22 protein-coding genes and 2 tRNA genes are annotated in these 24,507 nt (G+C 73.2%); 10 read left to right on the plus strand and 14 right to left on the minus strand.

Annotated elements, in window-relative coordinates; genetic code table 11:
* Positions 1–403: 403 nt before the first annotated feature.
* The 5 genes from hisN (at position 404) to BUE45_RS06965 (ending at position 5,011) form a co-directional block, all read left to right on the plus strand.
* Positions 404–1,210, plus strand: coding sequence for a histidinol-phosphatase (gene hisN / locus BUE45_RS06945; RefSeq protein WP_073376623.1), 807 nt, complete (start codon positions 404–406; stop codon positions 1,208–1,210).
* Between the two features lie 72 nt (positions 1,211–1,282).
* Positions 1,283–1,810 (plus strand): hypothetical protein, encoded by a 528-nt coding sequence (locus BUE45_RS06950; protein ID WP_178378470.1) that lies wholly within the window; start codon positions 1,283–1,285, stop codon positions 1,808–1,810.
* Positions 1,811–1,999: 189 nt separating this feature from the next.
* Positions 2,000–3,250 carry an ABC transporter permease gene (locus BUE45_RS06955; RefSeq protein ID WP_073376625.1) on the plus strand — a complete coding sequence of 417 codons (1,251 nt, stop codon included), beginning with the start codon at positions 2,000–2,002 and terminating at the stop codon, positions 3,248–3,250.
* A gap of 9 nt (positions 3,251–3,259) precedes the next feature.
* On the plus strand, positions 3,260–4,294 hold the full coding sequence (locus tag BUE45_RS06960) for a permuted SH3 domain-containing protein (protein ID WP_073376627.1): 1,035 nt from the start codon (positions 3,260–3,262) through the stop codon (positions 4,292–4,294).
* On the plus strand, positions 4,295–5,011 hold the full coding sequence (locus BUE45_RS06965; protein WP_073376630.1) for an ABC transporter ATP-binding protein: 717 nt from the start codon (positions 4,295–4,297) through the stop codon (positions 5,009–5,011). It abuts the gene before it with no gap.
* A gap of 214 nt (positions 5,012–5,225) precedes the next feature.
* Here BUE45_RS06965 and BUE45_RS06970 read toward each other — a convergent pair.
* The 3 genes from BUE45_RS06970 to BUE45_RS06980 form a co-directional block, all read right to left on the minus strand.
* Positions 5,226–5,299, minus strand: a tRNA-Met gene (locus BUE45_RS06970).
* Between the two features lie 201 nt (positions 5,300–5,500).
* Positions 5,501–5,577: transfer RNA gene (locus tag BUE45_RS06975), tRNA-Met, on the minus strand.
* Between the two features lie 764 nt (positions 5,578–6,341).
* Positions 6,342–9,272 (minus strand): UPF0182 family membrane protein, encoded by a 2,931-nt coding sequence (locus BUE45_RS06980; RefSeq protein ID WP_073376632.1) that lies wholly within the window; start codon positions 9,270–9,272, stop codon positions 6,342–6,344.
* Between the two features lie 333 nt (positions 9,273–9,605).
* On the opposite strand from BUE45_RS06980, the gene BUE45_RS06985 reads away from it, so the two are divergent.
* On the plus strand, positions 9,606–10,088 hold the full coding sequence (locus BUE45_RS06985; RefSeq protein ID WP_073376634.1) for a PPA1309 family protein: 483 nt from the start codon (positions 9,606–9,608) through the stop codon (positions 10,086–10,088).
* 119 nt (positions 10,089–10,207) lie between these two features.
* Here the strand turns inward: BUE45_RS06985 and BUE45_RS06990 are convergent, their stop codons facing one another.
* From BUE45_RS06990 to BUE45_RS07000, 3 genes are all read right to left on the minus strand, one after another.
* On the minus strand, positions 10,208–11,269 hold the full coding sequence (locus BUE45_RS06990) for a YlbL family protein (protein ID WP_073376636.1): 1,062 nt from the start codon (positions 11,267–11,269) through the stop codon (positions 10,208–10,210).
* 51 nt (positions 11,270–11,320) lie between these two features.
* On the minus strand, positions 11,321–11,758 hold the full coding sequence (locus BUE45_RS06995; protein WP_073376638.1) for a molybdenum cofactor biosynthesis protein MoaE: 438 nt from the start codon (positions 11,756–11,758) through the stop codon (positions 11,321–11,323).
* Positions 11,759–12,056: 298 nt separating this feature from the next.
* On the minus strand, positions 12,057–13,181 hold the full coding sequence (locus BUE45_RS07000; protein WP_073376640.1) for an NAD-dependent epimerase/dehydratase family protein: 1,125 nt from the start codon (positions 13,179–13,181) through the stop codon (positions 12,057–12,059).
* Between the two features lie 63 nt (positions 13,182–13,244).
* Between BUE45_RS07000 and BUE45_RS07005 the strand changes: the two genes are divergently transcribed.
* The gene (locus tag BUE45_RS07005) at positions 13,245–14,684 is read left to right on the plus strand and encodes a zinc-dependent metalloprotease (protein WP_073376643.1); all 1,440 of its coding nucleotides are present in this window, start codon (positions 13,245–13,247) and stop codon (positions 14,682–14,684) included.
* Positions 14,685–15,245: an NUDIX hydrolase gene (locus BUE45_RS07010; RefSeq protein ID WP_073376645.1), complete on the plus strand. Its 561-nt coding sequence runs from the start codon at positions 14,685–14,687 to the stop codon at positions 15,243–15,245. It abuts the gene before it with no gap.
* A 123-nt stretch (positions 15,246–15,368) separates the two neighbouring features.
* On the opposite strand, the gene BUE45_RS07015 is transcribed toward BUE45_RS07010, so the two are convergent.
* The 6 genes from BUE45_RS07015 to BUE45_RS07035 all read right to left on the minus strand — a co-directional run bounded on the left by BUE45_RS07015 (position 15,369) and on the right by BUE45_RS07035 (position 20,625).
* Positions 15,369–15,944 (minus strand): M48 metallopeptidase family protein, encoded by a 576-nt coding sequence (locus BUE45_RS07015; RefSeq protein ID WP_073376647.1) that lies wholly within the window; start codon positions 15,942–15,944, stop codon positions 15,369–15,371.
* Between the two features lie 339 nt (positions 15,945–16,283).
* Positions 16,284–16,445: a hypothetical protein gene (locus tag BUE45_RS32425; RefSeq protein WP_178378471.1), complete on the minus strand. Its 162-nt coding sequence runs from the start codon at positions 16,443–16,445 to the stop codon at positions 16,284–16,286.
* Positions 16,446–16,506: 61 nt separating this feature from the next.
* A complete protein-coding gene (locus tag BUE45_RS07020) occupies positions 16,507–16,785 on the minus strand; it encodes a WhiB family transcriptional regulator (protein ID WP_073376650.1) in 279 nt (92 codons plus the stop codon).
* Positions 16,786–16,986: 201 nt separating this feature from the next.
* Positions 16,987–17,382, minus strand: a complete 396-nt coding sequence (locus BUE45_RS07025) for a hypothetical protein (protein WP_073376652.1) — start codon at positions 17,380–17,382, stop codon at positions 16,987–16,989.
* Positions 17,383–17,584: 202 nt separating this feature from the next.
* Positions 17,585–18,499 carry an acyl-CoA thioesterase II gene (tesB, locus tag BUE45_RS07030; protein WP_073376654.1) on the minus strand — a complete coding sequence of 305 codons (915 nt, stop codon included), beginning with the start codon at positions 18,497–18,499 and terminating at the stop codon, positions 17,585–17,587.
* Positions 18,496–20,625: an ATP-dependent DNA helicase UvrD2 gene (locus BUE45_RS07035; protein WP_073376656.1), complete on the minus strand. Its 2,130-nt coding sequence runs from the start codon at positions 20,623–20,625 to the stop codon at positions 18,496–18,498. The genes tesB and BUE45_RS07035 overlap by 4 nt, the downstream gene beginning before the upstream one ends.
* Positions 20,626–20,909: 284 nt before the next feature.
* Here BUE45_RS07035 and BUE45_RS07040 point away from each other — a divergent pair, with 284 nt between their 5' ends.
* Both BUE45_RS07040 and BUE45_RS07045 read left to right on the plus strand, forming a co-directional pair.
* Positions 20,910–21,170, plus strand: a complete 261-nt coding sequence (locus tag BUE45_RS07040; protein ID WP_073377400.1) for a mycoredoxin — start codon at positions 20,910–20,912, stop codon at positions 21,168–21,170.
* 104 nt (positions 21,171–21,274) lie between these two features.
* The gene (locus BUE45_RS07045; protein ID WP_073376658.1) at positions 21,275–21,763 is read left to right on the plus strand and encodes an ANTAR domain-containing protein; all 489 of its coding nucleotides are present in this window, start codon (positions 21,275–21,277) and stop codon (positions 21,761–21,763) included.
* A 191-nt stretch (positions 21,764–21,954) separates the two neighbouring features.
* Here the strand turns inward: BUE45_RS07045 and nudC are convergent, their stop codons facing one another.
* On the minus strand, positions 21,955–22,905 hold the full coding sequence (nudC, locus tag BUE45_RS07050) for an NAD(+) diphosphatase (protein ID WP_073376660.1): 951 nt from the start codon (positions 22,903–22,905) through the stop codon (positions 21,955–21,957).
* 108 nt (positions 22,906–23,013) lie between these two features.
* A complete protein-coding gene (locus tag BUE45_RS07055) occupies positions 23,014–24,390 on the minus strand; it encodes a dipeptidase (protein WP_073376663.1) in 1,377 nt (458 codons plus the stop codon).
* Positions 24,391–24,507 lie beyond the last annotated feature (117 nt).

Here is a 24,507-nt window from a genome sequence, read left to right on the forward strand (position 1 = left end):
GTGGCCCCAACGCCCCGGCCCCACACGACCGCGAACCGGCGATCCGCGACCAGGCTCCCGCAGAGACCCGTCCCGGGTACCGGCCGTGGTCCCGGCGCCCCGGCCCCTCACACGGGCGCGCCCGCCGCCCCGCCCGCACAGGACCGCGCGGCACGCGCGGCCCGGTCCCTCCGGCCGCCGGAGAACGTCGGCGGTGCCGCCGGGGCCGCGCGCCGCCAGGGGTGCGCCGGGACACCGCGCCCTCCCGGGCCGGGAGCGGGCACCCGCACGCGCCGTCCGGCGCAGGGCCGCCCGGAAACCGCTCCCGTCCTGCGGTGCGGGCTCCGGACAGGCCCTAACACTCCGGTCACACGGGTGGGGCCCTTTGGCCATGTTCGTGCCCGGGAGGGTAGCGTTACCGCCCATGGTCTCCTTTGACGATGATCTGCGCCTGGCCCACGTCCTCGCGGACGCCGCCGACGACATAGCGCTGAAGCGTTTCCGGGCGCTGGACCTGGTGGTCGACACCAAACCGGACCTCACCCCGGTGACCGAGGCCGACCGGCTGGTCGAGGAGACGCTCCGCAGCGTCCTGTCGCGCGCCCGCCCGCGGGACGCCGTGGTGGGCGAGGAGTACGGCAAGAGCGGCAACAGCAACCGCGTCTGGGTGATCGACCCGATCGACGGCACCAAGAACTACGTGCGCGGCGTCCCGGTGTGGGCGACGCTCATCGCCCTGCTGGAGGGCGACCGGCCGGTGGTCGGCGTGGTGTCGGCCCCGGCGCTCTTCCGGCGCTGGTGGGCCTCCCTGGGCGGGGGCGCCTGGCAGGGCCGGAGCCTGTCCAAGGCCTCGCGCTGCCAGGTGTCGAAGGTGTCGGAGCTGTCCGACGCCTCGCTGAGCTTCTCCTCCCTGGGCGGCTGGGAGGAGCAGGGGCGGCTGGAGTCGCTCCTGGGCCTGACCCGGTCCGTATGGCGCACCCGCGCCTACGGCGACTTCTGGTCGCACGTGATGGTCGCCGAGGGCGTGGTGGACATCGCGGCCGAACCGGAGCTGTCGCTGTGGGACGCCGCGCCGCTGCCGATCATCCTGGAGGAGGCGGGCGGCCGGGCCACGAGCCTGAACGGCGGCGGGTTCACCGACGGCGGTCCACTGGTGTGCACCAACGGCATCCTGCACGACCGGGCCCTGACCTGGCTGAACGGGGGCCCCACCCCGCTGCGCCCGGTCTGAGCCGGCGCGACGGGCGCGGGCCCCGCGCCCGCACGCCGCGACCAGGGCGCCGGGAGTAGTAGCGTGGCGTCCGTGCCGACCCTCACTTCCCCGCCCTCACGGGCCTGCGCCCTGCTGGGCGCCGCCGCACTCGTGCTCACCGTCGCCGCCTGCGGGGACGGCCACGGCTACACGCCCGACGAACTCGACGGGATGGTCGCCGACTCCGCGGGCGCCGACGGACCCGGTTCCGGGGCCACCGCCCCGCCGGAGACCGTCTTCGACCCCGAACTGCTGCTGTGCACGCCCGCGGTGGACACCGCCGGGGTCCCCGGCGAGGGCTCCTGGAGCACCGAGGCGCCGCGCAGCGCGGTCGGCGAGGGGCCCGTCGAGCTGGGCCTGCTGCCGCCCGAGGACGTCGAGCCGACCGGGGTGACCATCACCGTCCGCACGCCGGCCGACGAGATCCACGTCCTGGAAACGGACACGGTTCCCGGCGAATGGGCCCATGTCCGATACCCCGAGGAGGACGGCGCCGAGCTCGCTCCGGGCGTGTACACCGCTGTCTGGTCCGACACCGCCACCGGAACGCCGCTGACCTGCGACGGCTTCGAGGTGTGACCCCCTCGGCCGGACCGGCTCCCCGCGCTGTCCGCATACGGTCGCGGAAAAAATGAAAATTCCCCGGTGATCATGAACCGAAACCCGCCCGCTCCGCGATGATCTGGGGTGAGGCCCGCCCCCGCGGGCCCGTACGGCGCCGCCCGCGACGCGGCGCCGCCCCACACACATTCACTGGGAAGGGACCGTATGCTGCGTTCCCTCGTGGCCGGGATACTGCTCGCCTTCGCCGGTTCCCGCGCCAACATCGCCCGGACCATCCTCTCCTGCGCGGGCATCGTCGTCGGCGTCGGCTCGCTGATCGCCGTGGTCACCGCGGGCGACTTCGGGCAGCGTTTCGCGACCGCCTACAGCGAGGCCAACGCCGGGCGCGCCGCCACCCTCAGCGTCGCCACCTGGGACACCGAGATCACCGACGTGGCGGCCTTCGAAGAGGACCTCGTCCGGGCCGGCGGTCTGGACGTGTCGCTCTACACGATGGTCCAGGACGCCTCCGTGCGCTCGGGCGACCACGTGATCCCCGACGTCGAGATCCGGGCCGTGGACGCCACCCTCGGCGACATCCGGCGGATGACCATGGCCCAGGGCCGCTGGTTCACCGAGGCGGACGCCGAGTCACTGGCGCCGGTCCTGGTCGTCAACCAGACCCTGGCCGCGGACATGGAGGACGTCACCCGGGTCCAGATCGGCACCGACCGCTGGATGGACGTCCGCGTCGTCGGCGTCTCCCAGAGCTCCGCCCTGGACGGCGGCTGGTACACGGCCTTCCTGCTGCGCGCGCCCGCCAGCGAGGAGATGATCTACGGCGAGTCCGTGGAGACGTCGGCGGACGGCGCCGCCGCCCCGGTCTCCCTGCGCGACCCCGAGTACAGCGTCCGGATCGACCCCGGCGACCCCGCCGCGGACGACCCCTGGGGCGAGGTCTTCAGCGGACGGCTGCTGTCGGCCTCCGACCGCTGGGGCGGGGTGGGCCAGGACTCGCTCATGGCCTACCGGGCGGACTACGCCGAAGAGGTCAACCAGATGATCGGCTACCTGTCGGTCGGGCTGATCGGCATCGCCGCCATCACCCTCACCACCGGCCTGCTCGGCGTCCTCAACGTCGGCCTGGTCACGGTGCGCGAGCGCAGGCGCGAACTGGCCACCTACCGGGCGCTGGGCGCGACCCGGTTCACCCTGTTCGTGGCCGTCGTGATGGAGTCCGTCGTCGTCTCGCTCGTGGCCGGGGTCCTCGCCCTGCTGGGCTGCTGGATCCTCGTCGCGGCCGGCGGCGCGGTCGCCGCCGCGTTCATCGACCTGCCGCCCGACGTCCCCCTCGCCATCCCGCCGACCGCCGTGCTGGTCGGCCTGGGCAGCGCCGCCGGAGTCGGCCTGCTCGCCGGAGTCATCCCCGCCCTTCGGGCACTGCGCTCGTCCGTCGTCGCCGGACTGCGGGAATAGGAGACACACGTGAAGAAGTGGATCATCATCGGCGCGGCGGCACTGCTGCTCGTGGTCGCGGTCGGCGGCGGCGGGTACCTCCTGCTGAACCGCCTGGGCGGCTCCGGGGACGAGTTCGTCACCGAGGGCGCCGTCGACGTGGGCGGCGCGCCCCACCCCGTGGAGCTGGGCACCGTCGACTCCGTGATGGTGCTGGACACCACCGTGCGGGCCGAGCCCGGCAAGGGCGTCAAGGCCCAGCAGGGCGGCCAGGTCGTCCACCTGTGGGTGACCGAGGGCGCCGAGGTGGAGGAGGGCGCCCCCATCGTCAACGTGAAGATCACCGAGGAGCCCGCCCCGGACGCCGGCGGCGAGGACGCGGCCCCGGCCGCCCCGGTGACCCGCGAGGTCAGTCTCTACGCGCCGGTGGACGGCAAGGTGTCCGGCCTGGACGACGTGCAGGTGGGCGACGTCCTGGAGCCGGGGGCCGTGGTGGCCACCGTGGCCCCGGACGTGTACCGGGCGGTCTCCACGATCCCCGCCAACGACCTGTACCGGTTCTACGAGGAGCCCGACGACATCCTCCTGGAGATCAAGAACGGTCCGCCGCCCGCCCCGTGCGAGTTCCTGTCCCTGGGCGCGGCCGAGGGCGGCGAGGAGCCGTCCGGCACCGACGGCGGCTTCCCGATGGACGGCGGCGGTGACACCGGCGGCGGCGCGGGCGGCGAGCTGGCCTGCCGGGTCCCCTCCGACATGCAGGTGTTCGAGGGCGTGCAGGGCAAGCTGTCGATCAGCACCGGCCGGGCCGAGGACGTCGTGGTCGTGCCCGTGACGGCGGTGCGCGGCACCACCGGCGAGGGCGAGGTCATCGTGGTGGCCGAGGACGGCACCGAGGAGGTGCGCCCGGTCGAGCTGGGCGTCTCCGACGGCTCGTTCATCGAGGTCGTCTCGGGTGTGGAGGTCGGGGAGCAGGTCATGGACCCGATCCCGCTGGACTCGCGGTTCGACGTCCCGGGGGCCGAGGACGAGACCGACGACATGTACCTGGAAGAGGAGGGGATGTAGGTGACCACGGCTCCGTCCCCGCTGGTCCCGCAGCCCTTCCCGCACCAGGCCCCGCTGCTGCGGGTGGACGGGCTCACCCGGCACTTCACGGTGTCGGGGACCCGGATCGACGTGCTGCACGACTGCACGTTCGACGTGTTCCGGGGCGAGGTCGTGGCGATCATCGGCCAGTCCGGCTCGGGCAAGTCCACCCTGCTGAGCCTGCTCGGCCTGCTGGACAAGCCCAGCGGCGGCGAGTACACGTTCGACGGCGTGGCGACCAGCAGGCTGGGCGAGGGGCCGCGCTCGCGGCTGCGCGGCGAGGGCATCGGGTTCGTCTTCCAGCAGTTCCACCTGCTGGAGCGGCGGTCCGCACTGGCCAACGTCGGGGTTCCCCTGGTGCTGGCGGGGATGCCGGCGCTGCGTCGCCGCAGCCGCTCCCGCGACCTGCTGGAGGCGGTGGGGCTGGGGCACCGGCTCCACTCCAAGCCGCACCAGCTGTCCGGCGGTGAGCAGCAGCGTGTGGCCCTGGCGCGGGCGCTGAGCCGGGACCCCGCCCTGATCCTCGCCGACGAGCCCACGGGCGCCCTGGACGCCGAGAGCAGCCGCATGATCATGGACCAGCTGCTGGAGCAGGCGCGGATCCGCGACTCGGCGGTGGTCGTGGTGACCCACGACCCCAAGGTCGCCGAGCGTGCCGACCGGGTGGTCGAGCTGGTGGAGGGCCGCACCCGCTGAGGGCCGCGGGTGTGCGGGGCGCGTCCCGACGGGAGCCGGAAGCGGCTCGCGGCCCGGGGCGCGCCCGCCGGAACCCCGGGCGCCGTCGAAGCGTCCCCTCGCCCGACGGCGTCCGGCCCCCGGAAGGGCGGAACGGAGAACGGGAAGGCCCCGCAACGCGTCGGGGAAAAGACTCGGGCCCGGAAATCCCTTGGATTTCCGGGCCCGATTTCAGTAGCGGGGACAGGATTTGAACCTGCGACCTCTGGGTTATGAGCCCAGCGAGCTACCGAACTGCTCCACCCCGCGCCGTTGATCTCTACTTTAGAGGGTTTCCCCCCGGGCCGCAAATCGTTTCCCGTGAGGGAGAACGGTGAGATCGGCCCTGTTCAACCGGGTACGGGACCCGGGCCGGTGATGATCGTGAAGATCGTCACCCTCCCGGGCATTCCGTGAGGAATGAACCGGGAAAAGCGCCGAACCCGGGAAATTCATCCCGGGTCCGGGCCTTGGTAGCGGGGACAGGATTTGAACCTGCGACCTCTGGGTTATGAGCCCAGCGAGCTACCGAACTGCTCCACCCCGCGTCGTTGTGTCTTCAGAGTAGCGCGCCGGGGACGGGAACGCGAATCGGCGACCCGCGCCCGGTGGACGGCGCCGCCGGGAGCCCGCCCGGCACCGCCCGAGGGACCGGGCGGGGGACGGCTCCCCGCGGCCCGCCCGCCGGATGCCGCCCGGGAAAGCCGCGCCCCTCCCGCATGCTCCCCCGGGCGGCCTCCCGCTCACCTACGGCGGACCGGACGGGGCCCGGCCGACACCGCCGGCGAGGAAAGCGCACCCCTCCCGCACGGCCGGGCGAGTCCTCCCCCGGCACGTACGTACGGCCGGCCGGGCGACGCCACCGCCGGAGAGGGAGCCGCACCGCGTCCGGGCGGCCGGGGCGGGACCCTCCACGGACGCCTGCGGCGGGCCGAGGGGACCGGGCGGTGGACGGCCCTACGGATGCCGCACAGGAAAGCCGCGCCCGTCCCCGCACGGCCGCGTGGCGGCACCTCCCACGGACGCCTGCGGCGGGCCGGGCGGCGGGTGCCGGCCCTCCCGGCCGTGCGCGGGCCGCGGACCGGGCCTCCCCCGGCGGTGGGGACGCCGCGGCGGGGCGCGGGGCCGCGGACCGGCCCCGGGCCCCTCGCGCCCGTTCGGGGGCGTGAGGGGCCCGTAGGGCGTCCCGGCGCCCGTGGCGGGCGGCCGTGGACCGCCCCCGGGGAACGGGAACGGGGCGGGACCCGTGCGGGTCCCGCCCCGTGGCGGAGCCGGGTGGCGGGCGGTGCCGTGGCACCGCCCGCCGGTACGGCTAGTTGCCGCCCTGGTCCTCGCCGAGGGCCTCCTCCAGGGCCTCCAGGGCCTCGCGGAGGCGCTCGTCGGACTCCTGCTGGTTCTCCTGCGCCTCCTCCCAGGCCTCGACGGCCTCGTTGAGGGCGTCGGTGACGTCCTGGTCGCCTCCGCCGGAGCCGGCCCCGGACTCGGGTGCCTCCTCCTCGGGGGCCTCCTCCTCGCCCTCCTCGGCCGGCGGGGCCGCCGCCCCGTCGAACAGGTTGCTCAGCGCGTCGGGGAGGTTGCTGCCGATGGCGACCTCCTCGCCGAAGCCGACCATGACCTGCTGCAGCAGCGGGAAGGAGGCGGCTCCGCCGCCGCCCGCCTGCACGTACAGCGGCTCGACGTAGAGCAGGCCGCCCGCGAACGGCAGGGTGAGCAGGTTGCCCCGCGTCACCTCGGCGTTGGACTGCTCCAGCGGGAGCAGCACCTCGCGGACGTTGGCGTCGGCGTCGAACGCGTTCTGGACCTGGCCCGGGCCGAAGATGACGGTGCTGCGCGGCAGCTCCAGCAGCTTCAGCTGGCCGTAGTCCTCCGAGCGCGGGTCGCTGTCGACCGCCATGAACGCCGCGAGGTTCTCACGGCCCCGGGGCACGTAGGTGGTGGTCAGCGAGAAGCTGGCCTCCTCGTCGCCCGGGAACTGGATGGTCTGGCGGTAGGGCGACTCGGGCCGGTCGGTGGCACCGGTCGGGTCGTTGGGAACGGCCCAGAAGTCCTGGCCGCCGTAGTAGGCCGCCGGGTCGGTCACGTGGTACTCGCGCATGATCTCGCGCTGCACCTTGAACAGGTCGTCCGGGTAGCGCAGGTGGTCGATGAGCTCCTCGCTCATCTCGTCCTTGTCCTCGACGATGCCGGGGAAGGCGCCCATCCACGTCTGGAGGACGGGGTCCTCCTCGTCCCAGGCGTACAGCGTGACCGTGCCGTCGTAGGCGTCCACGGTGGCCTTGACCGAGTTGCGGATGTAGTTGACCTCGTTGCCGGGCAGCGTGCTGACCTGCTGGAGCGTCCCGTCCGTGAAGGTGTCGGTGACCGCCTGGGTGAAGTCGATCCGGTTGGCGTACGGGTAGCCGTCGGACGTGGTGTAGGCGTCCACGATCCACACGATCTTGCCGTCGACGACCGCCGGGTAGGGGCGGCTGTCCACCGTGAGGAACGGCGCGACCTTCTCGACCCGGTCCAGCGGGTCCCGCTCGTAGAGGATGCGCGAGTCGGTGGTGATCGCGCTGTTGAGCAGGATGTTGGGTTCCTGGTACTTGATCGCGTACAGGATCCGCTCGAAGAACGAGTCCAGCTGCACGCCGCCGCTGCCGTCGTAGCGGTTGTAGGCCTGCGAGCCGCCGGCGCCCTCCTCGGCGGACTCGCCCTCGGCGGGCGCCTCCTCCTCGGTGGTCTCGGCGTCGGCCGGGGCCTGGGCGTCGTCCGGGCTCGGGCTCACCTCGGGGTCGACCGCGTCCTCCGGGGTGGGGACGTCGCCGGTCTCGCCCTCGGCGTCGAGGGGGTAGTCGTACTCCTCCTCGGCCTGGACGATGACGTAGTCGGCGCCCTCGCGGCCGTAGTACACGCGCTCCTGGTACTCGCCGACGACGTCGCTCAGCTCGCCCCGGGGCGGGATGTTGTACTCGGTGAAGACCGGCCGGCCCTCGGCGTCGATCTGGGTGCCCGCGGCGGCGACGAAGCCGTAGCCGTGGGTGTAGATCAGGTGCCGGTTGAGCCAGTTGTTCTGGTCCGAGGGGGGGCCGTCCAGCTCGCGGACGGCGACGATCGTGTCGATCAGGTTGCCGTCGGCGTCCGGGTAGCGGTCGACCTCCAGGACGTCGGGGAACTGGTAGAAGCCGCGGACCTGCTGCATCTGCTGGAAGGTCTGCGAGACCACGGAGGGGTCGGCCAGGCGGACCGTGGTGCCCTGGGCCTCCTGGACCAGGTCCTCGGCGCTCAGCTCGGTGGTGGCGTCGTAGGGCTCCGCCTGGGCGTCCTCGATGTCGTACGCCGCCCGCGTGCTGTCGATGTTGCGCTGGATGTAGTCGCTCTCCAGGCGCTGCTCGTTAGGGTTGACCTGGAAGCGCTGGACGATCTCGGGGTAGGCGACGCCGACGATCACCGCGGACAGCACCAGGAGGCCGAGGCTGGCCACCGGGACCATCGTGTTCTTGAAGTAGATGTTCGCGAAGAACAGCAGGGCGCAGATCACCGAGATGACGGTGAGGATCGTCAGCGCGGTCTTGACCGCGTTCACGTCGGTGTAGGAGGCGCCGAAGGTGTAGCCGCGCTCGGAGAACACCAGCCCGTAGCGGTCCAGCCAGTAGGACCCGGCGCGCAGCAGCACGAACAGTCCGAGCAGCACCGACAGGTGCACCCGGGCCGCGGGGGTGGCGCGCTGGCCGGTGTCGTTCTGGAGGCGGACGCCGCCGTACAGGTAGTGCACGATGACCGCGGCGATGAAGGCCAGGATCACGGCGGCGTAGAGGTAGCCGAGCAGGATCCGCAGGAACGGGTAGACGAACGTGAAGAACGCGATGTCCATCCGGAACTCGGGGTCGGCGACCCCGAAGTCCACGCCGTTGACGAACTGCAGGTAGGCCCGCCAGTCACCACTGGCGGCGGCGCCGGACAGCAGCGCCAGCGCACCCACGGCGATCCAGAAGAAGAGCCTGCGGTGCGGGTCGATGGACTGCCGGTAGCGGTCCAGGCCCTGCTGTTCGAGGCTCATCGGCCGGATGCCGGGCCGTGCCCGGTAGGCGAAGAAGATGCTGATGCCGACGATGACGGCCATCACCAGCGCGGCCACGGCGAACAGCAGCACCCGTGTCCAGAGTTCGGTCAGGAAGACCGAGGTGAAGCCGACGGACTGGAACCACATGTAGTCGGTCCAGAAGTTCGCGGCGAACATCAACCCCGCGATGATGACGACCACGGTCGCCGCGACTGGCGCGAGCAACCTTGATCGACGAGGCATGCGCGCAGGTGGTGCGCCGGGCGATCGGAAGCTCACGCCTCCCCCTCGTTATGGCTTGTTAGGTGCGTTCGGTGCGCGTGCAGCGCCTTGTTTACGGAGAACTTCACTTCGACCCTTCGGAGTTCCCGAAACCTGTCCCATGGGGGTGACAAGGTCGCATCGTTGGTGTATCGGCACGGCAACCCTGTGGATTCGTCGTGGTCCCTTTGTGACCCTACTGTCCGCGAACGGGAGCGGCGAGGTTCCCACATCGGCCACTATGGGAGCGTGTCGAACATTCGCGAAGCCGTCATGGACCTCGAACGCCACGCCGCCGATCAGGGGTGGGACCGGCCGCTGGGGCTGTACGCCCTGGTGCCGACGGTCGAACTGCTGGCCGCCGAGCCCGCCCTCGCCGAGATGCTGGGCGTCACCGGCGAGCCCGACCCCCTGGAGCTGACGCCGGTCGAGCAGGACCCGCTCCCCGACGACCTCCCGCTGGAGGAGGCGCTGGGCCGCATCATGTGGCCCGAGGGGGTCGCCGGCTGCGCCCTGGTCATGGAGCGGCTGGTGGTGAAGGGCTCCGACGAGACGCTCTCGCCCGGTGAGGACGTCACCGCCGAGGGCCGTGAGACGGAGGAGATCCGCATGGTCGCGGGCGTGCTGCGGGACGGCTCGCGTCACTGCGCGCTGCGCATGCGCAGCCACGACACCGAGGAGGCGGTCCTCAACGGGGTCGACCTCGTCCCGGCGCTGACCTCCGCGCTGGCCCTCACCCTGGACCTGGAGAAGTAGGCGGGGGCCGTCCGCGGGGTCCTCGGCGGACGGCCCGCGGCGGGCCCCTCCGCTCCGGCTCCCGGGTCCCGCGGACGCCGGGTGCCCCGGTCGTCGCCGGGGCCCCGGGTGCGTGCGGGCTACTCGCAGCGGGGCAGGTCGCCCTCGCCGGTGCGGATGGTCTCCAGGGCCTCCACCGCGTCGGTGAGGGTCTCCACGCGGACGACCTCCAGCTCGCCGTAGGCGGCGGACTGGGAGATCTGGGGGCAGCTGTCGGCGGCGACGAGGAAGTACTCGGCGCCGTCCCGCTGGGCGCTCACCATCTTCTGCGGGATGCCGCTGACCCCGCCGACGGCGCCCGCGGAGTCGATCGTGCCCGACCCGGCGACGGAGGCGCCGCCGGTGAGCCCGTCCTCGCTGAGCCGGTCGATGATGCCCAGGGCGAACATCATCCCGGCGCTGGGGCCGCCGATGTCGCCGACGGTGATGTCGACCCCGATGGGGAAGTCCATCTCGTCGGCGATGAGGATGCCGACCGCCGCCCGGCCCTCCTCGCCCTCCTCCGTCACCAGCTCGACCTCGACCTCCTCGCCGCCGCGGTCCAGGGTGAGGGAGACGGTGTCGCCGGGCTCGCGGTCGCCCACGCGCTCCACGACGGCGGCGCTGCCGACGGCGGTGCCGGGCTCGCCCTCGGAGCGGATGTCGACCTCCTCGCCGTCCACGGAGGTGATGACGTCGCCGGGCTCGACCCGCCCCTGGGCGGGCATGTCCTCGACCACGTCGGCGACCACGGGGACCGCGTCGTAGCCGAGGCCGACCTGGTTGAGGGCGGCGGCGGTGGCGTCGGTCTGGGAGTCGTTCATCTGGACGGTCTGCCGCTCGCTGACCTCCTCGGGGCTGCGCCCGGCGGGGAAGAGCAGCTCCTCGGGCATGACCGCCTCGGTGGGCGACAGCCAGGCGCGCACGACGGTGAAGAAGTCGAGGCGGTGCTGGGGCCCGCCGGCGTACTGCACGGTGACCATCGACAGCGAGCCCTCGTGCTCGTAGCTGTCGGTGCCCTCGATCTCGATGACCGGGCCGTCCTCGGTGCGGCCCACCGTGTCCAGGGTGACGCCCGGCCCCGCCACCAGGTACGGCATCGGCAGGAAGCGGCTGCCGATCCCGAGCCCGGCGAGGAGGATGAGGGCGACAACAAGGGTCATGACACGACGAACCATGCTGCACACCTTATTGCCGTCGGGATACGCGGCGTGTCAGGGCGCCCCCACCCACTCGTCGTCGCCGTCGGCGAACGCCTGGTGCTTCCAGATGGGCACCTGGGCCTTGAGGTCGTCGATGAGCCTGCGGCAGGCGGCGAACGCCTCCTCGCGGTGCTCGGCGGAGGCCGCCACGACCACCGCGAGGTCGCCGATCTCCAGGTCCCCGACCCGGTGGACGGCGGCCAGCCGGACGACGGAGCGGCCCGGGACCGAGGTGTCGGCGAGCACCTTCTCCATGACCGACCTCAGCGAGGCCTCGACGGTGGGGTGCGCCGAGTAGCCGAGCCGGGCGACGTCGCGCCCGTGGTCGTGGTCGCGGACGGTGCCGATGAAGACGGCCGTTCCGCCCGCGCGGGGGTCCTGGACGGCCGTGAGGACCTCGTCCACCGAGAGAGGGCTGTCGCGTACCGAGGCGAGCGTGATCTGTTCCACTCCTAGAAGGTACCAATCGTCCCTTCCGACACGTCACGGTTGGTCCGGGGCCGTGCGGCGGCCCCCGGCCCCCGGCGGCCGACCGCCCCCTGCGGGGCTGCGGCGGGCGCGGGGCCGGGCTCGGGCCCGAACGACCGGCGATGCCCTCGCGGCCCAACGGGCGGGGGCGCCCCGCCCGCGCGGGGCACGGACGGCGGAGCGTACACGGCGACCGGGCGGTGGCCTGCCGAGCCGCGCCCGCGGGGCACGGCGGGCGCGCCCTCTCAGGATCGGACGGCGGACGGGGCCGGGCGCGGGGTCAGCCGCCCTTGCGCTTGCGCAGGTGGCGGATGGTCACGGCGGTCCCGATCGCGGCCGCGGCGGCGCCCGCCGCCCCGGCGGCCGTGACGGCCACCTCCTTGCGGCCGATGCTGCGCCCCACCAGCGCGGGCCCGCCCCGGGACTCCAGCAGGCTCGCCAGCGCGGCCTCGTTGTCGTGCAAGGGCTTCCACCCGGCCGCGCGCAGCGCCGCCCCGTCCACCACGCACGGGTACACGAGGAACTTCAGCTCCCCCTCCGCGGCGGGGGTGATCCGGGCCTGGTGCAGGCGGCGGACCGTGCCGAAGGCGAGGTTGGCGGGCACCTCGAAGTGCTTCATCCCGGCGATCTCCTCCACCTGCTCCTGGGTGAGGGATCCCTCACTGGCGACCGCGACCACCCCGTCGGGGCCGTCCACCCCGTGCAGGGCGCAGAACGCCAGCGCCCGGGCCAGGTCCTCCACGTGGCAGAACTGCCAGTGCTGCCGGTGCCCCTTGACGGTGAGCAGGCGCGGCGCCGAGAAGTGGCGGCTGAGCAGGGTGTCCAGCCCGGGGCCCACCAGGGGCGCGGGGCGGACCACGGTGACGGCCAGCCCGGGGTGGGCGCGGCGGGCGCGCTCGGCCAGCGCCTCGATCTCGGCGAAGTCGCCCATGAGGCCGTCGCCGTTGTCCGAGACGCGGGGCGCGTTCTCCGGGAGCGGGACCGGGTTGTCCGGGGCCGCCCCGTAGACCATCGTGCCGGTGACCAGGAGCACACGCGGCACCCCCGAGGCCGCCGCGGCGGTCAGGACCGTCTGCGCGGCGCGGAGGTTGTGGGCGCGCCGGTCCGCGGGCCGGGTCTCCAGGGAGCGGTCGTCGGCGGTGTGCACCAGCACGTCCACGCCGCCCAGGCGGGAGACCAGCCCGGGGTCGCGGACGTCGGCGATGCGCCAGGTGACGCCGCGCAGGTCGGCGAACTCGGAGTCGATGGCGACGACCTCGCGCGGAACCGCGGAACCTTCCGGCGCCGCCAGGCGTTGCACGAGGAGTCGGCCCACCCCGGAGGCCGCACCGGTGACGGCGACGACCGCCCCGGCCCCTCCGGACCGGCTGTGCTCTGGGCGAACCTGGCTGCTTTCGGTATTCACTCCGGGCGACTCCCAGCTAACGTGACAGTGGAGACCAAACCTAATCCTGCCTGAGGTCTGATTGTGAGCGACCTGCCTTTCGGTTTCAGCATGCCGAACGATCCCGATGACGAGTCCGGACGCCGCTCTGGCGACTCCGGCTCGGGTGGTGCCGGCAGCGGCCGCCCGGGCGGAGGAGATCCCGGTACGCCGGACGGGTTCCCGTTCGGCGACCCGCAGCAGATGGCCGACATGCTGCGCCAGTTCGCGGACATGATGTCGTCCCAGCCCGCCCCCGGCGGCCCCGCCTCCGGGCAGGGCACGGGCTCGGGCATCAACTGGAGTATGGCCAAGGACATAGCGCGACAGGTCGTCGCGCAGAAGGGCGACCCCAGTGTGCCGCCCGGAGACTACGCCAAGGTCCAGGAGGCGCTGCGCCTGGGCGACCTGTGGCTGGACCAGTCCACCTCCCTTCCCTCGGGCGTGCAGACCACGCAGGCGTGGAGCCGCTCGGAGTGGGTGGAGCGGACCATGGACTCCTGGTCGCAGCTGTGCGACCCGCTGACCAGCAAGACCGTCACCTCCATGGGGCAGAGCCTGCCCGAGGAGATGCGCTCGGTGGCCGGCCCCCTGCTGGGCATGATCCAGCAGATGGGCGGCATGATGGTCGGCCAGCAGGCCGGCCAGGCCGTGGGCGAGCTCTCCCAGGAGGTCGTGGGCACCGCGGACATCGGGCTGCCGCTGGCCGGCGAGGGCAGCGCGGCGCTGCTGCCGCTGGGCGTCGCCAAGTTCAGCGAGGGGCTCCAGATCCCCGACGACGAGGTGCGGCTGTACCTGGCCGCCCGCGAGGCGGCGGTGCACCGGCTGTACGCGCACGTGCCGTGGCTGCGCTCGCACGTGTTCCGGCTGGTCTCCGAGTACGCCGACGGGATGTCCTTCGACGTCAGCGGCCTGGAGGACCGGCTCGGCGAGATCGACCTCAGCAACCCGGAGGCGCTCCAGGAGGCGCTGGGCGGCCAGGGCCTCTTCCAGCCCGAGGACACCCCGCGGCAGAAGGCGGCGCTCAACCGGCTGGAGACCACCCTGGCCCTCATCGAGGGCTGGGTGGCGACCGTGGTGTCGGGAGCGGTGAGCGGGCGGCTGCCGCAGGCGGACGCCCTGGCCGAGGCGACCCGGCGGCGCCGGGCCACCGGCGGGCCGGCAGAGCACACCTTCGCGGCCCTGGTCGGGCTGGAGCTGCGTCCGCGGCGGCTGCGCGAGGCGCAGGCGCTGTGGAAGGCGCTGGAGGAGGCGCGCGGGATCGAGGGGCGCGATGCCGTGTGGCAGCACCCGGACCTGATGCCGGGCGGCGAGGATTTGGACGACCCGGCGGCGTTCGTCAGCGGCGGCGCGTTCGCCGACGCCGACTTCGACATCTCGACGCTCACCGGGGACGCCCCGGGCGCGCCGGCCGACGGGGACGCCGACGCGGACGGGTCCGCCGGGCCCGGAAAGAAGAAGGACGAGCCGGGAGAGGACTCCTAGGTGTCGCTGCACGCCGACGCCCGGGCGGTGCTGGCCGCCTGGGCCGCCCCCGACGCGCGCCAGGAGGAGCTGCGCCGCGCGTACGTGGAGCACCTGGACGCCCACGGGGACGGGATGTGGCGCTCCTGCCTGCCCGGGCACATCACGGCCAGTTCGGCGGTCGTCTCCGCCGAGGGCGACCGGGTGGTGCTGACGCTGCACCGCATCCACCGGATGTGGTTGCAGACCGGCGGTCACTGCGAGCCGCAGGACGCCACCCTGGCGGGGGCCGTGCTGCGCGAGGCGACCGAGGAGTCGGGCATCGCGGGCCTGGAACTGCTCCCCGAGCCGATCCGGCTGGACCGGCACGCGGTGCCGTGCGGCGGCGGCAGCTTCCACCTGGACGTGCAGTACGCGGTGCTGGCCCCGAGCGGGGCGGAGCCGGTGATGGACCCGGACGAGTCCGCCGACCTGGGCTGGTTCCCGGTGGACGCGCTGCCCGAGCCCACCGACGACGTGACCCGCTCCCTGGTGCGGGCCGCCGCCGAGGCCGTGGCGGCCCACCGCGCCGCCGCCCGCTGACCCCGGCGGGCACCGGACGCGCCGCCGTCGGTACGCGGCCCCCTCGCACGGATACCGCTTGCCGTCCGGGCGTCCGGGCGTCCGGGCGTCCGGGCGGCATGATCCGTTGCGGCAGGGCGGGGGTCACTCCTCTTCGAGGGCGACCTCGTCCTCGGTGAGCGCCTCCTCGTCGGGGGCGATGCCGTCCGGGCAGGGCTCGGAGCGCGATCCGGCGCCGAACCCCTCCAGGTAGCCGCGGGCGCGCTCGGCCTTGGGGTAGCGGTGCACCAGTTCCCAGAACTCCCGGCCGTGGTGCGGGATGAACAGGTGCGCGAGCTCGTGGATGAGGACGTAGTCCACCACCCAGGCGGGCATCCCGGCGACGCGGCGGGAGATGCGGATCGTGCGGGTGTCGGGGGTGCACGAACCCCAGCGGGAGTTCTGGTTGTCGACCCAGCGGACGCTGTCGGGCAGCCGGGTGCCGTCCAGGTAGCGGCGGGCGAGTTCGACCGCGCGGTCGTGGAGTTCCCCGTCGCCGGGCCGGCGCCGCTCCTCGCGGGCCTCCAGCCGTTGCAGCATGCGTCCCACCCAGCGCTTTTCCTCTGCGCGGGAGAACGTCGCGGGCACGAGGACGACGGTCGTGTCCCCGTCCCTGTAGGCCGACACGGTGCGCCGGCGGCGAGGACTGCGTCGCACCTCGATTTTGGTGTTCGAGGGCACGGACTTTACGGTAGCCGAGGAGAGCGCTCTCGAACAGGAGTGTGTCGTCCCGTTATGCCGTGGGCTCCACTCCCCCTCACCGGGTGGTCCCGCAGGCCGCAAATCCCGCCCCCGTCGCACATCCGGGCTTGACCTGGGGCGTTCGAACCCCTTCCCGGGGGCCTTCCGGGCCCCGAACCGGGCAATTCCTTTATGTTCCGTATACGAAAAAGAGACCGGACGGTGACCCCTTTTTCCGGGGTCGCCGTCCGGCCGCTGGTCGGCTCCGCATGTCCGCGCCTCTGAGACGGGGCCCGGTGCCGTGGTCACCGCAGGTCACCACCGCACCCGGTCACCGGATCAACAGAGGCGTGACCACGCGATTTCCATGAGCGCGTCTTCCGCACGGCGCTGCTCCCGCTGGCGGGCGCGCATCTGCCGTGCGGTGAGGCGTACGCCCTGGCGCTCGCGGTTCTCGGTGTCGTTCTCGTTCGTCCTGTCCAGGAGTTCGAGGATCATCATCTTCGTGTTTTCCGTTTCTGCGGGTCGTTCTCGGGTGCTGCGGTGGAATTCGGGTGACCGTTCAGGCCGCGACCGGGGTCGGGTTCTTGCGGGGGCGGCCGCGGGGGCGCTTGCGCGCCACGACCTGGCCGGCGACGAGGAGCTGGCCTCCCCAGACACCCCAGGGCTCCTTGCGGTCCAGGGCGTCGGACAGGCACTGCTCCCGGACGGGGCAGGCGCCGCAGACGGACTTGGCCGTCTCGACATCGGCCGGGGCCTCGGCGAAGAACAGGTCGGGCTGAAGGCGGCAGGGGACTTCGGTCTCGCCCAACCAGGGCGTTTCCAGGACCGACGCGAGCATCGGTGCCCTCCAAGGTCTTTGTTCGTCTCGTACAACGCGGTCGGTGTTCTCGGTTCACCGGATGCGGTTCCGGTGCGGGACCTGACTTGCGATGCAGACGCCTGCCCTGCCTCCCCGGGGGAGGACGAACGGACGAGGATACAAAGAAAGCCGCGGCCCCTGATCGGGGACCGCGGCCACGGATGGAGATCCTGGGCCTGGCTAGGCCGGAATCCTCCGTGGACACTTCCCCGGTGCGCCGTAACGGCGCGGGGTTCCTTCGGTGCGAGCCGTCATGAGATCGCCGCGGTCACGGGCGCTCTCGTTGCCGGTGGACACACCACTGCCTTCGTGCTCGGCCTTGGCGGCGAGGATCACGGTCGTCACGGGACGGACGCCGAAGCCTCCGAAGCCGAGACCGGTCCCCTCGACACCGGTGCCGCGCAGGGCACCGACGACCGAGACCGTGCCGGTGCCACCGTGGGCACCGCCGGCGATGGCGCGCTCACCGCGCAGGGCGGAGCCGCCGGGCAGACCGCACTCGGACAGGGCGGTGCCCGGGACAGCGTTCAGCCACTGCTGACGGGACGACACGGCGAAAACGTTGCTCGTGGTCATTTGATCGGGCACCTCCTTCTCGGTCGGGCGGCGGGATCCCTCCCGCGCCTGGAACGGCCTTGGCGACGAAGTACAGACTAAGGGTCGCTCACGAAAACAAGCAACCTATTTTTGACCTGGGAAAACGTCCTCATCCGGCCACGGAGTCCCAGGAATCCGCAGGGGGCGCGCGTTGTTACCGCGGCCCCCTGGCCGGTTGCGGTCACACGGGTCCCGCGCGCAGCGCGTCGGACCACCCCTCGGCGTCCACGACCCGGATCAGCCCCTCCTGCACCACCGAGCAGACCAGCTGGCCGTCGCGGGTGTAGACCAGGCCGCGGGCCAGTCCGCGGGCGCCCTGCGCCGTGGGGGTCTCCTGCGCGTAGAGCAGCCACTCGTCGGCGCGGAACGGCCGGTGGAACCACATGGCGTGGTCGAGGCTGGCCATGGAGATCCCCGCGAAGGAGCGGCCGTGGCGGAGCAGCACGGTGTCCAGCAGCGTGAGGTCGGAGGCGTACGTCATCAGGCACACCTGGGTGAGCCGGTCGTCGGGGAGCCTGCCGTCGACCTTGAGCCACACCGGGTTGACCGGGGTGCGCAGCCGGGGGTCGCGCTCGGCCTCGTAGGACAGCGGACCCACCGGTCGCAGCTCGATGGGGTGCCAGCGGACGAACCCCGGGACCCGGCCGAACTCGGCGCGCAGCCGCTCGCGCGTGCTGGGCAGCTCCTCGGGCGGGGGCACGTCGGGCATCGGGATCCGGTGGTCCAGCCCCGGCTCCTCCTTGTGGAAGGAGGCCGACAGGGTGAAGATCGGCTTGCCGTGCTGGACGGCCACCACCCGGCGGGTGGTGAACGACCGGCCGTCGCGGACCCGGTCCACCTCGTAGACGATCGGCACCGACGGGTCGCCCGGACGGATGAAGTACGCGTGCAGGGAGTGGACGTAGCGGTCCTCGGGGGCCGTCCGGCCCGCCGCCACCAGTGCCTGGCCCGCGACCAGCCCGCCGAAGACCCGCTGGGGACCCTCCTGGGGGCTGCTGCCCCGGAAGATGTTGACCTCGATCCGCTCCAGGTCCAGCACCGCCAGCAGGTCGGCCAGCGACTGCTCCCGCCGGGACTCGTCGGCTCCGTCGCTCATCCGGTCACGCTCTCCTCTGCGTCGTCGGGGGCGTCCCGACCTTCGATGACATCGGCGGGGTCGGCACCGGCGACCAGCGCGAGGACGGCCTCCCCGTAGCGGTCGAGTTTGGCCGGACCGACACCGGACACCGCCGCCAGCTGCGGGACCGCGGAGGGCTCCTGCTCGGCGATGGCCTGGAGGGTCGCGTCGGTGAAGATCACGTAGGCGGGCACCTTCTGCTCCTGGGAGACCGTGCGCCGCCAGTCGCGCAGGCGCTCCAGCAGCGCCTCATCGTAACTGGAGGGGCAGTCCAGGCAGCGGCCCAGCTTGCGGGCGGCCGCGTCGGTGAGCGCGGCGCCGCACACCCGGCAGCGGGCCGCGCCGCCGCGGCGGCGCTCGGCGCGCCGGGCGGAGGTGCTGGGGGACGCGGGGCGCAGGCCGTCCAGGAACCGGGAGGGCTTGCGGGTCTTGCGCCCGCCCGGGGAGCGCGACAGCGACCACGACATCGACAGGTGCTCGCGGGCGCGGGTGACCCCGACGTAGAAGAGGCGGCGCTCCTCCTCGACCTCCTCGTCGGTCTCGGCGTAGATGATCGGCATCATGCCCTCGGTGATGCCGACCAGGAAGACCGCGTCCCACTCCAGGCCCTTGGCGGCGTGCAGGGAGGCGATGGTGACGCCCTCGAACCCGGGTGCGTGCTCGGTGGAGATGCGCACCTCCAGCTCCTCGACCAGGTCGTTCATGGTGACCCGGCCCCCCTCGGGGTGCGGCCGGGCGGCCATGTCCTCGGCCAGCTGCGCCAGCGCGGTCAGCGACTCCCAGCGCTCGCGGGCCTGGCGGCCCTCGGGCGCGGTGTCGGTGAGGCCGATCTGCCCGAGCAGCTGGCGGACGGTGGAGATGAGCGGGGCCGGGTCCTCCCCGGCCGCCTCGTGGCGGGCGCCGCGCAGCAGGTGCACGGCCTGCTTGATCTCGGGCCGCTCGAAGAACCGCGTGGTGCCGCGCACCGTGAACGGGACGCCCTGGTCGGTGAGGGCCTGCTCGTAGGCGGCCGACTGGGCGTTGGTGCGCACCAGGACCGCGATCTCCCCGGCGCTCACACCCTCCTCCATCAGGACGCCGATCTTGCGCGCGACCCCGGTGGCCTCGGCGGGCTCGTCGTCGTACTCCTGGTACACGGGGTCGGGGCCGTCGGGGCGCTGGGCCCGCAGGGTGAGGTGCCCGGCGGAGGTGGTCCCCCCGGCCTGGGAGATGACGTGGTTGGCGACCCGCACCACCTGGGGGGTGGAGCGGTAGTCGCGGACCAGCTCGACGACGGTGGCGTGGGGGTAGCGGGCGGCGAACCCGGTGAGGTAGGCGGGGGTGGCCCCGGCGAAGGAGTAGATGGTCTGGCTGGGGTCGCCGACCACGCAGAGGTCGTCGCGGTCGCCCAGCCAGGCGTCGAGCAGGAGCTTCTGGAGCGGGTTGACGTCCTGGAACTCGTCGACGACGAAGTAGCGGTACTGCTCGCGGACCCGCTGGGCGATGGCCGGGTACTCGGTGATCATGCCCGCGGTGAGTTCGAGCATGGACTCGAAGTCGAGGAGGTTGCGCTCGCGGCGCAGCTCCTCGTAGGCCTCGAAGACCCGGGCGATCTCGCCCGCGGGCAGCGGCACCTGCCGGGAGGCCTTGGCCACGACGCCCTCGTAGTCGGTGGGGCGGACCTGGGTGACCTTGGCCCACTCGATCTCGGAGGCGAGGTCGCGCAGGCCGGTGCGGTCCGGCTGCACGCCCACCGAGTGGGCGGCGCGGGCCACCGCCTGGATCTTGCTGTCGATGAGGGTGGGCTTCTCGCCGCCGATCACCTGCGGCCAGAAGAAGGAGAGCTGGCGCAGCGCGGCGGCGTGGAAGGTGCGGGCCTGTACCCGGGGGGCGCCCAGGGCGCGCAGCCGTCCGCGCATCTCGCCGGCGGCCCGGGCGGTGAAGGTGACCGCGAGGATCTGCTGCTCCGAGACCACCCCGGAGGCCACCGCGTGGGCGATGCGGTGGGTGATGGCGCGGGTCTTGCCCGTACCGGCGCCGGCGAGGATGCACACGGGTCCGCGCAGCGCGCGCGCCGCCTGTGTCTGCTCGGGGTCCAGTCCCTCCAGGACGCGGTCGGGGTCCATGGTGCTCCTGAACATGGTCGAGACGGTTGTGCGGTTCTGTGGGTCAGTCTCTCAAGTATCGGTCGCCCCCGGGACGGAAGGGCACCCGTCCACAGGCGGATCCCGGGCGGGGCCGCCGGGGCGCCGCGGCCGGCGAGCCGAACGACACATTTCAGAACCAGCCGGGCCTGTGAGGCGTCCCACGTTGTGTCACGCGGTCGGGGGAAGCGCGCCGGGGTCCACGGTGTTGGGATGTGGGACCGGGCGAAAACGCCGACCGCAGGACGGAAAGAAGCGTGAGCGACATGACGAGCACGGCCACCGACCAGTTCACGATGTACACCACCCCCTGGTGCGGGTACTGCAAGCGGCTCAAGAGCCAGCTCGCACGGGAGGGGATCACCGGGCGTGAGGTGAACATCGAGGAGCACCCGGAGGCCGCGGATCTCGTGATGAAGGTCAACAACGGGAACCAAACCGTCCCGACGGTGGTCTTCAGTGACGGAGCGGCGATGACCAACCCGTCGCTCGCTCAGGTGAAGCAGAAGCTGGCCGAGCTGTCGTAGCCCGGAGAACGCGGTCCGCGGGTCACTCCCGCGGACCGCGGCCCCGTGACCCCGAGGGGCCACTCCCCGGTACGGCGGCTCTCGGCCTTGAACGGCTCGGACGGATGACGACGGGGAGTGTTGAGTTGGGGGACGACGTGAGTTCTCATGACATAGCGGTCGCCGACGCGGTCGACGCCGGCGTGGTGCGCCGCACCCCGACGGGGTGGCGCGTGGGCGACGGGCACGAGTTGCCCGACCTGGTGAGCGCGATGGTCCTCGCAGACCTGCTCACCGCGGAGGCGGGCGGCGACCGCCGTCGGCCGCAGGCGCCCGGTCGGGCGCCGGAGGACGCCTCGGAGGTAGAGCGCCTGCGCCACACCGTGGCGCAGCTGGAGCACGCGCTGCATTCGCGCGTGGTGGTGGAGCAGGCCATCGGCGTCCTGGCGGAGCGGCACACCATGCCGCCGCGCGAGGCCTTCGAGCGGCTGCGCTCCTCGGCCCGCTCGCGCGGCCGCAAGGTCGCCGACCTGGCCCGCGACGTGGTGGAGAGCAGTACCAGCCCGCTCACGGTCCTGCCGGACGAGCTGAGCGTCTCCCCCGGCTCGAACTAGGAAGCGCCACGCCCCGCTTCGGCCCGCCCGCCCCCACCACACTCAGAGGACGGCCTGAGAAGGCGGGAACGGGCCGAAGGAGCGCGGCCGCCCCCGCGCCGCGGACGCGGCGGAAACCGGGGACGGGAAGGACCACCGGCCCCGTCGGGAGGGCCGGCGGGAGGACCCGGCGCCGCGCGGCTCCCCCTCGGCTACCACCGGCCGGGGAGGGCCTCCCCCTGCCAGTGCTCGATGAGGGTGCGGGCGATCGAGACGGGCCCGGGGAGCACGATCTCCCCGGTGGCCGCCGCCGCGGCCAGTTCCGGCCGGGTGAACCAGCGCAGGACGCCGATCTCGTCGTCGGTGCGCTCGGTCTCGCCGACGGCCCGCGCGGTGTAGCCCATCATGAGGCTGCGCGGGAAGGGCCACGGCTGCGAGGAGAGGTAGCGGGGGTCCTCGACCACGATCCCCGCCTCTTCGGCGACCTCGCGGACGACCGCCTGCTCCAGTGACTCCCCCGCGTCGACGAACCCGGCGAGCACGGAGAAGCGGTGCGCGTCCCAGTGCGGGTTGTTGCCGAGCAGGACCTGCTCCCCGTCGCCGTGGCCGCGGTGGACCAGCATGATGACGGCCGGGTCGGTGCGCGGGAACTGCTCGCGCCCCTCGCGCTCGCACAGGCGCAGGTGGCCGGCGCCGGAGAGGGTGGTGGGCGAGCCGCAGGCGGGGCAGAACCCGTGGGTGGCGTGCCAGTTGGCCAGGGCGACGGCGCGGGTGAGCAGCCCGGTGTCGCGGTCGCCCAGGAGCGGGCCGACCTCGCGCAGGGACGCGGGCCGCGCGCCGTCACGGGCGACGAGTTCGTCCGGGGAGCGCACCGCGAAGTAGGCCCGCCCCCCGTCCACCCCCAGCAGGTAGCGCTCGCCCCCGGGCGCCTGCGCCGGCGCGGTGAAGACCAGTGCCGGCTCCCCCTCGGTGGTGACCAGGGCCCGGGACTGCTTGGCCATCAGGGCCTTCCACCCGTAGGAGGTGGGGTCGCCGCCCTCCAGGGCGAGGACCCGGGTGCCGGGGTCCCCCCACGCCTTCTCCAGCCAGGCCGTGTCGGTGCGCCGGTGCGCGGCGGCGTCCACGGAGGCGCGGGACAGGGAGGGGGTGATGTCGACGTGCATGGGTCCTTCCGGGATGTGCGGGGGCGGGGCCGCGAACGGGCGCGGCCCGCCGGCTGACGTGGACGGCACCGCCGGGGCCGTGGTGCTGCCCGGCCCCGGGACCCGCGGTCAGGCGGTGCCGCCCAGCTCCTCCCACAGGTAGGCGACGCTCTCGGCGCCCTTGAGCAGGAGGGGCGTCTCGACCTTCTCGTTGGGCGCGTGGATGTTGTCCCCGTCCAGACCGACGGCGACGAACACCAGCGGCGCGCCGAGGACGTCGGCGATGTCGGCCTCGGGGCCGCTGCCGCCCTCGCGGGTGAAGAGCACCGGCGTGCCGAAGGCGCGCTCCATGGCGCGGCGGGCGGCCTTGAGCGCCGGGGAGGAGAGGTCGGAGGCGCAGGCGCGCACGCCGGGCCCGCCGAACTCCAGCTCGGCGCGCAGGCCGTCGGGGACGCGGGCCTCGACGAACGCGCGGACGCGGTCCTGGATCTTCAGCGGCTCCTGGCCGGGGACCAGGCGGAAGCTGACCTTGGCGTGGGCGGAGCGGGGGACGATGGTCTTGCCGCCCGCGCCGGTGTGGCCGCCCCACATGCCGTTGATCTCCGCGGTGGGCCGCAGCCAGATGCGCTCCAGGGTGCTGTAGCCGCGCTCGCCGCGGGCCGCGGTGGAGGCGGCGGTGGCCAGCCACTCCGCCTCGTCGAAGGGCAGGCGGGCGATCAGCTCGCGCTCCTCGGCGGAGGCCTCGACGACGTCGTCGTAGAACCCGGGGACGGCGATCCGGTCGTCCCGGTCGTGCAGTGCGGAGAGCAGGTCGGCCATGGCCTTGAGCGGGTTGGGGACGGCGCCGCCGAAGGAGCCGCTGTGCAGGTCGCGGGCGGGCCCGTACAGGGAGATCTCGACGTCGGTGAGGCCGCGCATGCCCACGCACATGGAGGGGGTGTCGGCCGCCCACATGGTGGTGTCGGAGATGACGGCGACGTCGCAGTCCAGGCGGTCGCGCCGGGCCTTCATCAGCTCGGCGAAGTGGACGGAGCCGGACTCCTCCTCGCCCTCGACGAGGAGCTTGACCGTGACCGGCGGGGCGTCGGCGCCGGAGGCCGCCAGGGCGGCGCGCAGGCCCAGGGTGTGGAAGAGGACCTGGCCCTTGTCGTCGGAGGCGCCTCGGCCGTGCAGGGAGGTGCCGCGCTCGGTCGGGGTGAAGGGCGGGGTGTCCCACTCCTCGACGGGGTCGACGGGCTGCACGTCGTGGTGGCCGTAGACGAGGACGGTCGGGGCGCCGGGGTCGGCGGCGGGCCACTCGGCGAAGACGGCGGGCAGGCCCGGGGTCTCCCAGACCTCGACCGTGGGGAACCCCGTGGCGGTGAGGTGGTCGGCCAGCCAGCGGGCGGAACGGCGCACGTCGTCGTGGTGCCCGGGGTCCGCGGAGATCGAGGGGATCGCCAGCCACTCCTTGAGCGAGGAGAGGAACTCCTCCCGGTGGGCCTCGATGTAGGTGCGTACGTCCATCTTCGTGTCCTCGTTTCGACGTCCTTGTCGGTTCCGACCTTAGACCTGCCGGTGCGGGACCGTGGCCCGGACGCCGGGAAACCCGGGCGGCCGGGGCGCGGCCCGGCGCCCCGGGGC

This window comes from Nocardiopsis flavescens (genome assembly GCF_900141985.1).
Lineage (GTDB): Bacteria > Actinomycetota > Actinomycetes > Streptosporangiales > Streptosporangiaceae > Nocardiopsis > Nocardiopsis flavescens.

Excerpts from the sequence above, each read along its gene's own strand:
- hisN (WP_073376623.1), top strand. The coding sequence starts at position 404 with ATGGTCTCCTTTGACGATGATCTGCGCCTGGCCCACGTCCTCGCGGAC.
- BUE45_RS06955 (WP_073376625.1), top strand. The coding sequence starts at position 2,000 with ATGCTGCGTTCCCTCGTGGCCGGGATACTGCTCGCCTTCGCCGGTTCC.
- BUE45_RS06985 (WP_073376634.1), top strand. The coding sequence starts at position 9,606 with ATGGACCTCGAACGCCACGCCGCCGATCAGGGGTGGGACCGGCCGCTG.
- BUE45_RS06990 (WP_073376636.1), bottom strand. The coding sequence starts at position 11,269 with ATGACCCTTGTTGTCGCCCTCATCCTCCTCGCCGGGCTCGGGATCGGC.
- BUE45_RS32425 (WP_178378471.1), bottom strand. The coding sequence starts at position 16,445 with ATGATGATCCTCGAACTCCTGGACAGGACGAACGAGAACGACACCGAG.
- BUE45_RS07020 (WP_073376650.1), bottom strand. The coding sequence starts at position 16,785 with ATGCTCGCGTCGGTCCTGGAAACGCCCTGGTTGGGCGAGACCGAAGTC.
- BUE45_RS07025 (WP_073376652.1), bottom strand. The coding sequence starts at position 17,382 with ATGACCACGAGCAACGTTTTCGCCGTGTCGTCCCGTCAGCAGTGGCTG.
- tesB (WP_073376654.1), bottom strand. The coding sequence starts at position 18,499 with ATGAGCGACGGAGCCGACGAGTCCCGGCGGGAGCAGTCGCTGGCCGAC.
- BUE45_RS07035 (WP_073376656.1), bottom strand. The coding sequence starts at position 20,625 with ATGGACCCCGACCGCGTCCTGGAGGGACTGGACCCCGAGCAGACACAG.
- BUE45_RS07040 (WP_073377400.1), top strand. The coding sequence starts at position 20,910 with ATGACGAGCACGGCCACCGACCAGTTCACGATGTACACCACCCCCTGG.
- BUE45_RS07045 (WP_073376658.1), top strand. The coding sequence starts at position 21,275 with ATGACGACGGGGAGTGTTGAGTTGGGGGACGACGTGAGTTCTCATGAC.
- nudC (WP_073376660.1), bottom strand. The coding sequence starts at position 22,905 with ATGCACGTCGACATCACCCCCTCCCTGTCCCGCGCCTCCGTGGACGCC.
- BUE45_RS07055 (WP_073376663.1), bottom strand. The coding sequence starts at position 24,390 with ATGGACGTACGCACCTACATCGAGGCCCACCGGGAGGAGTTCCTCTCC.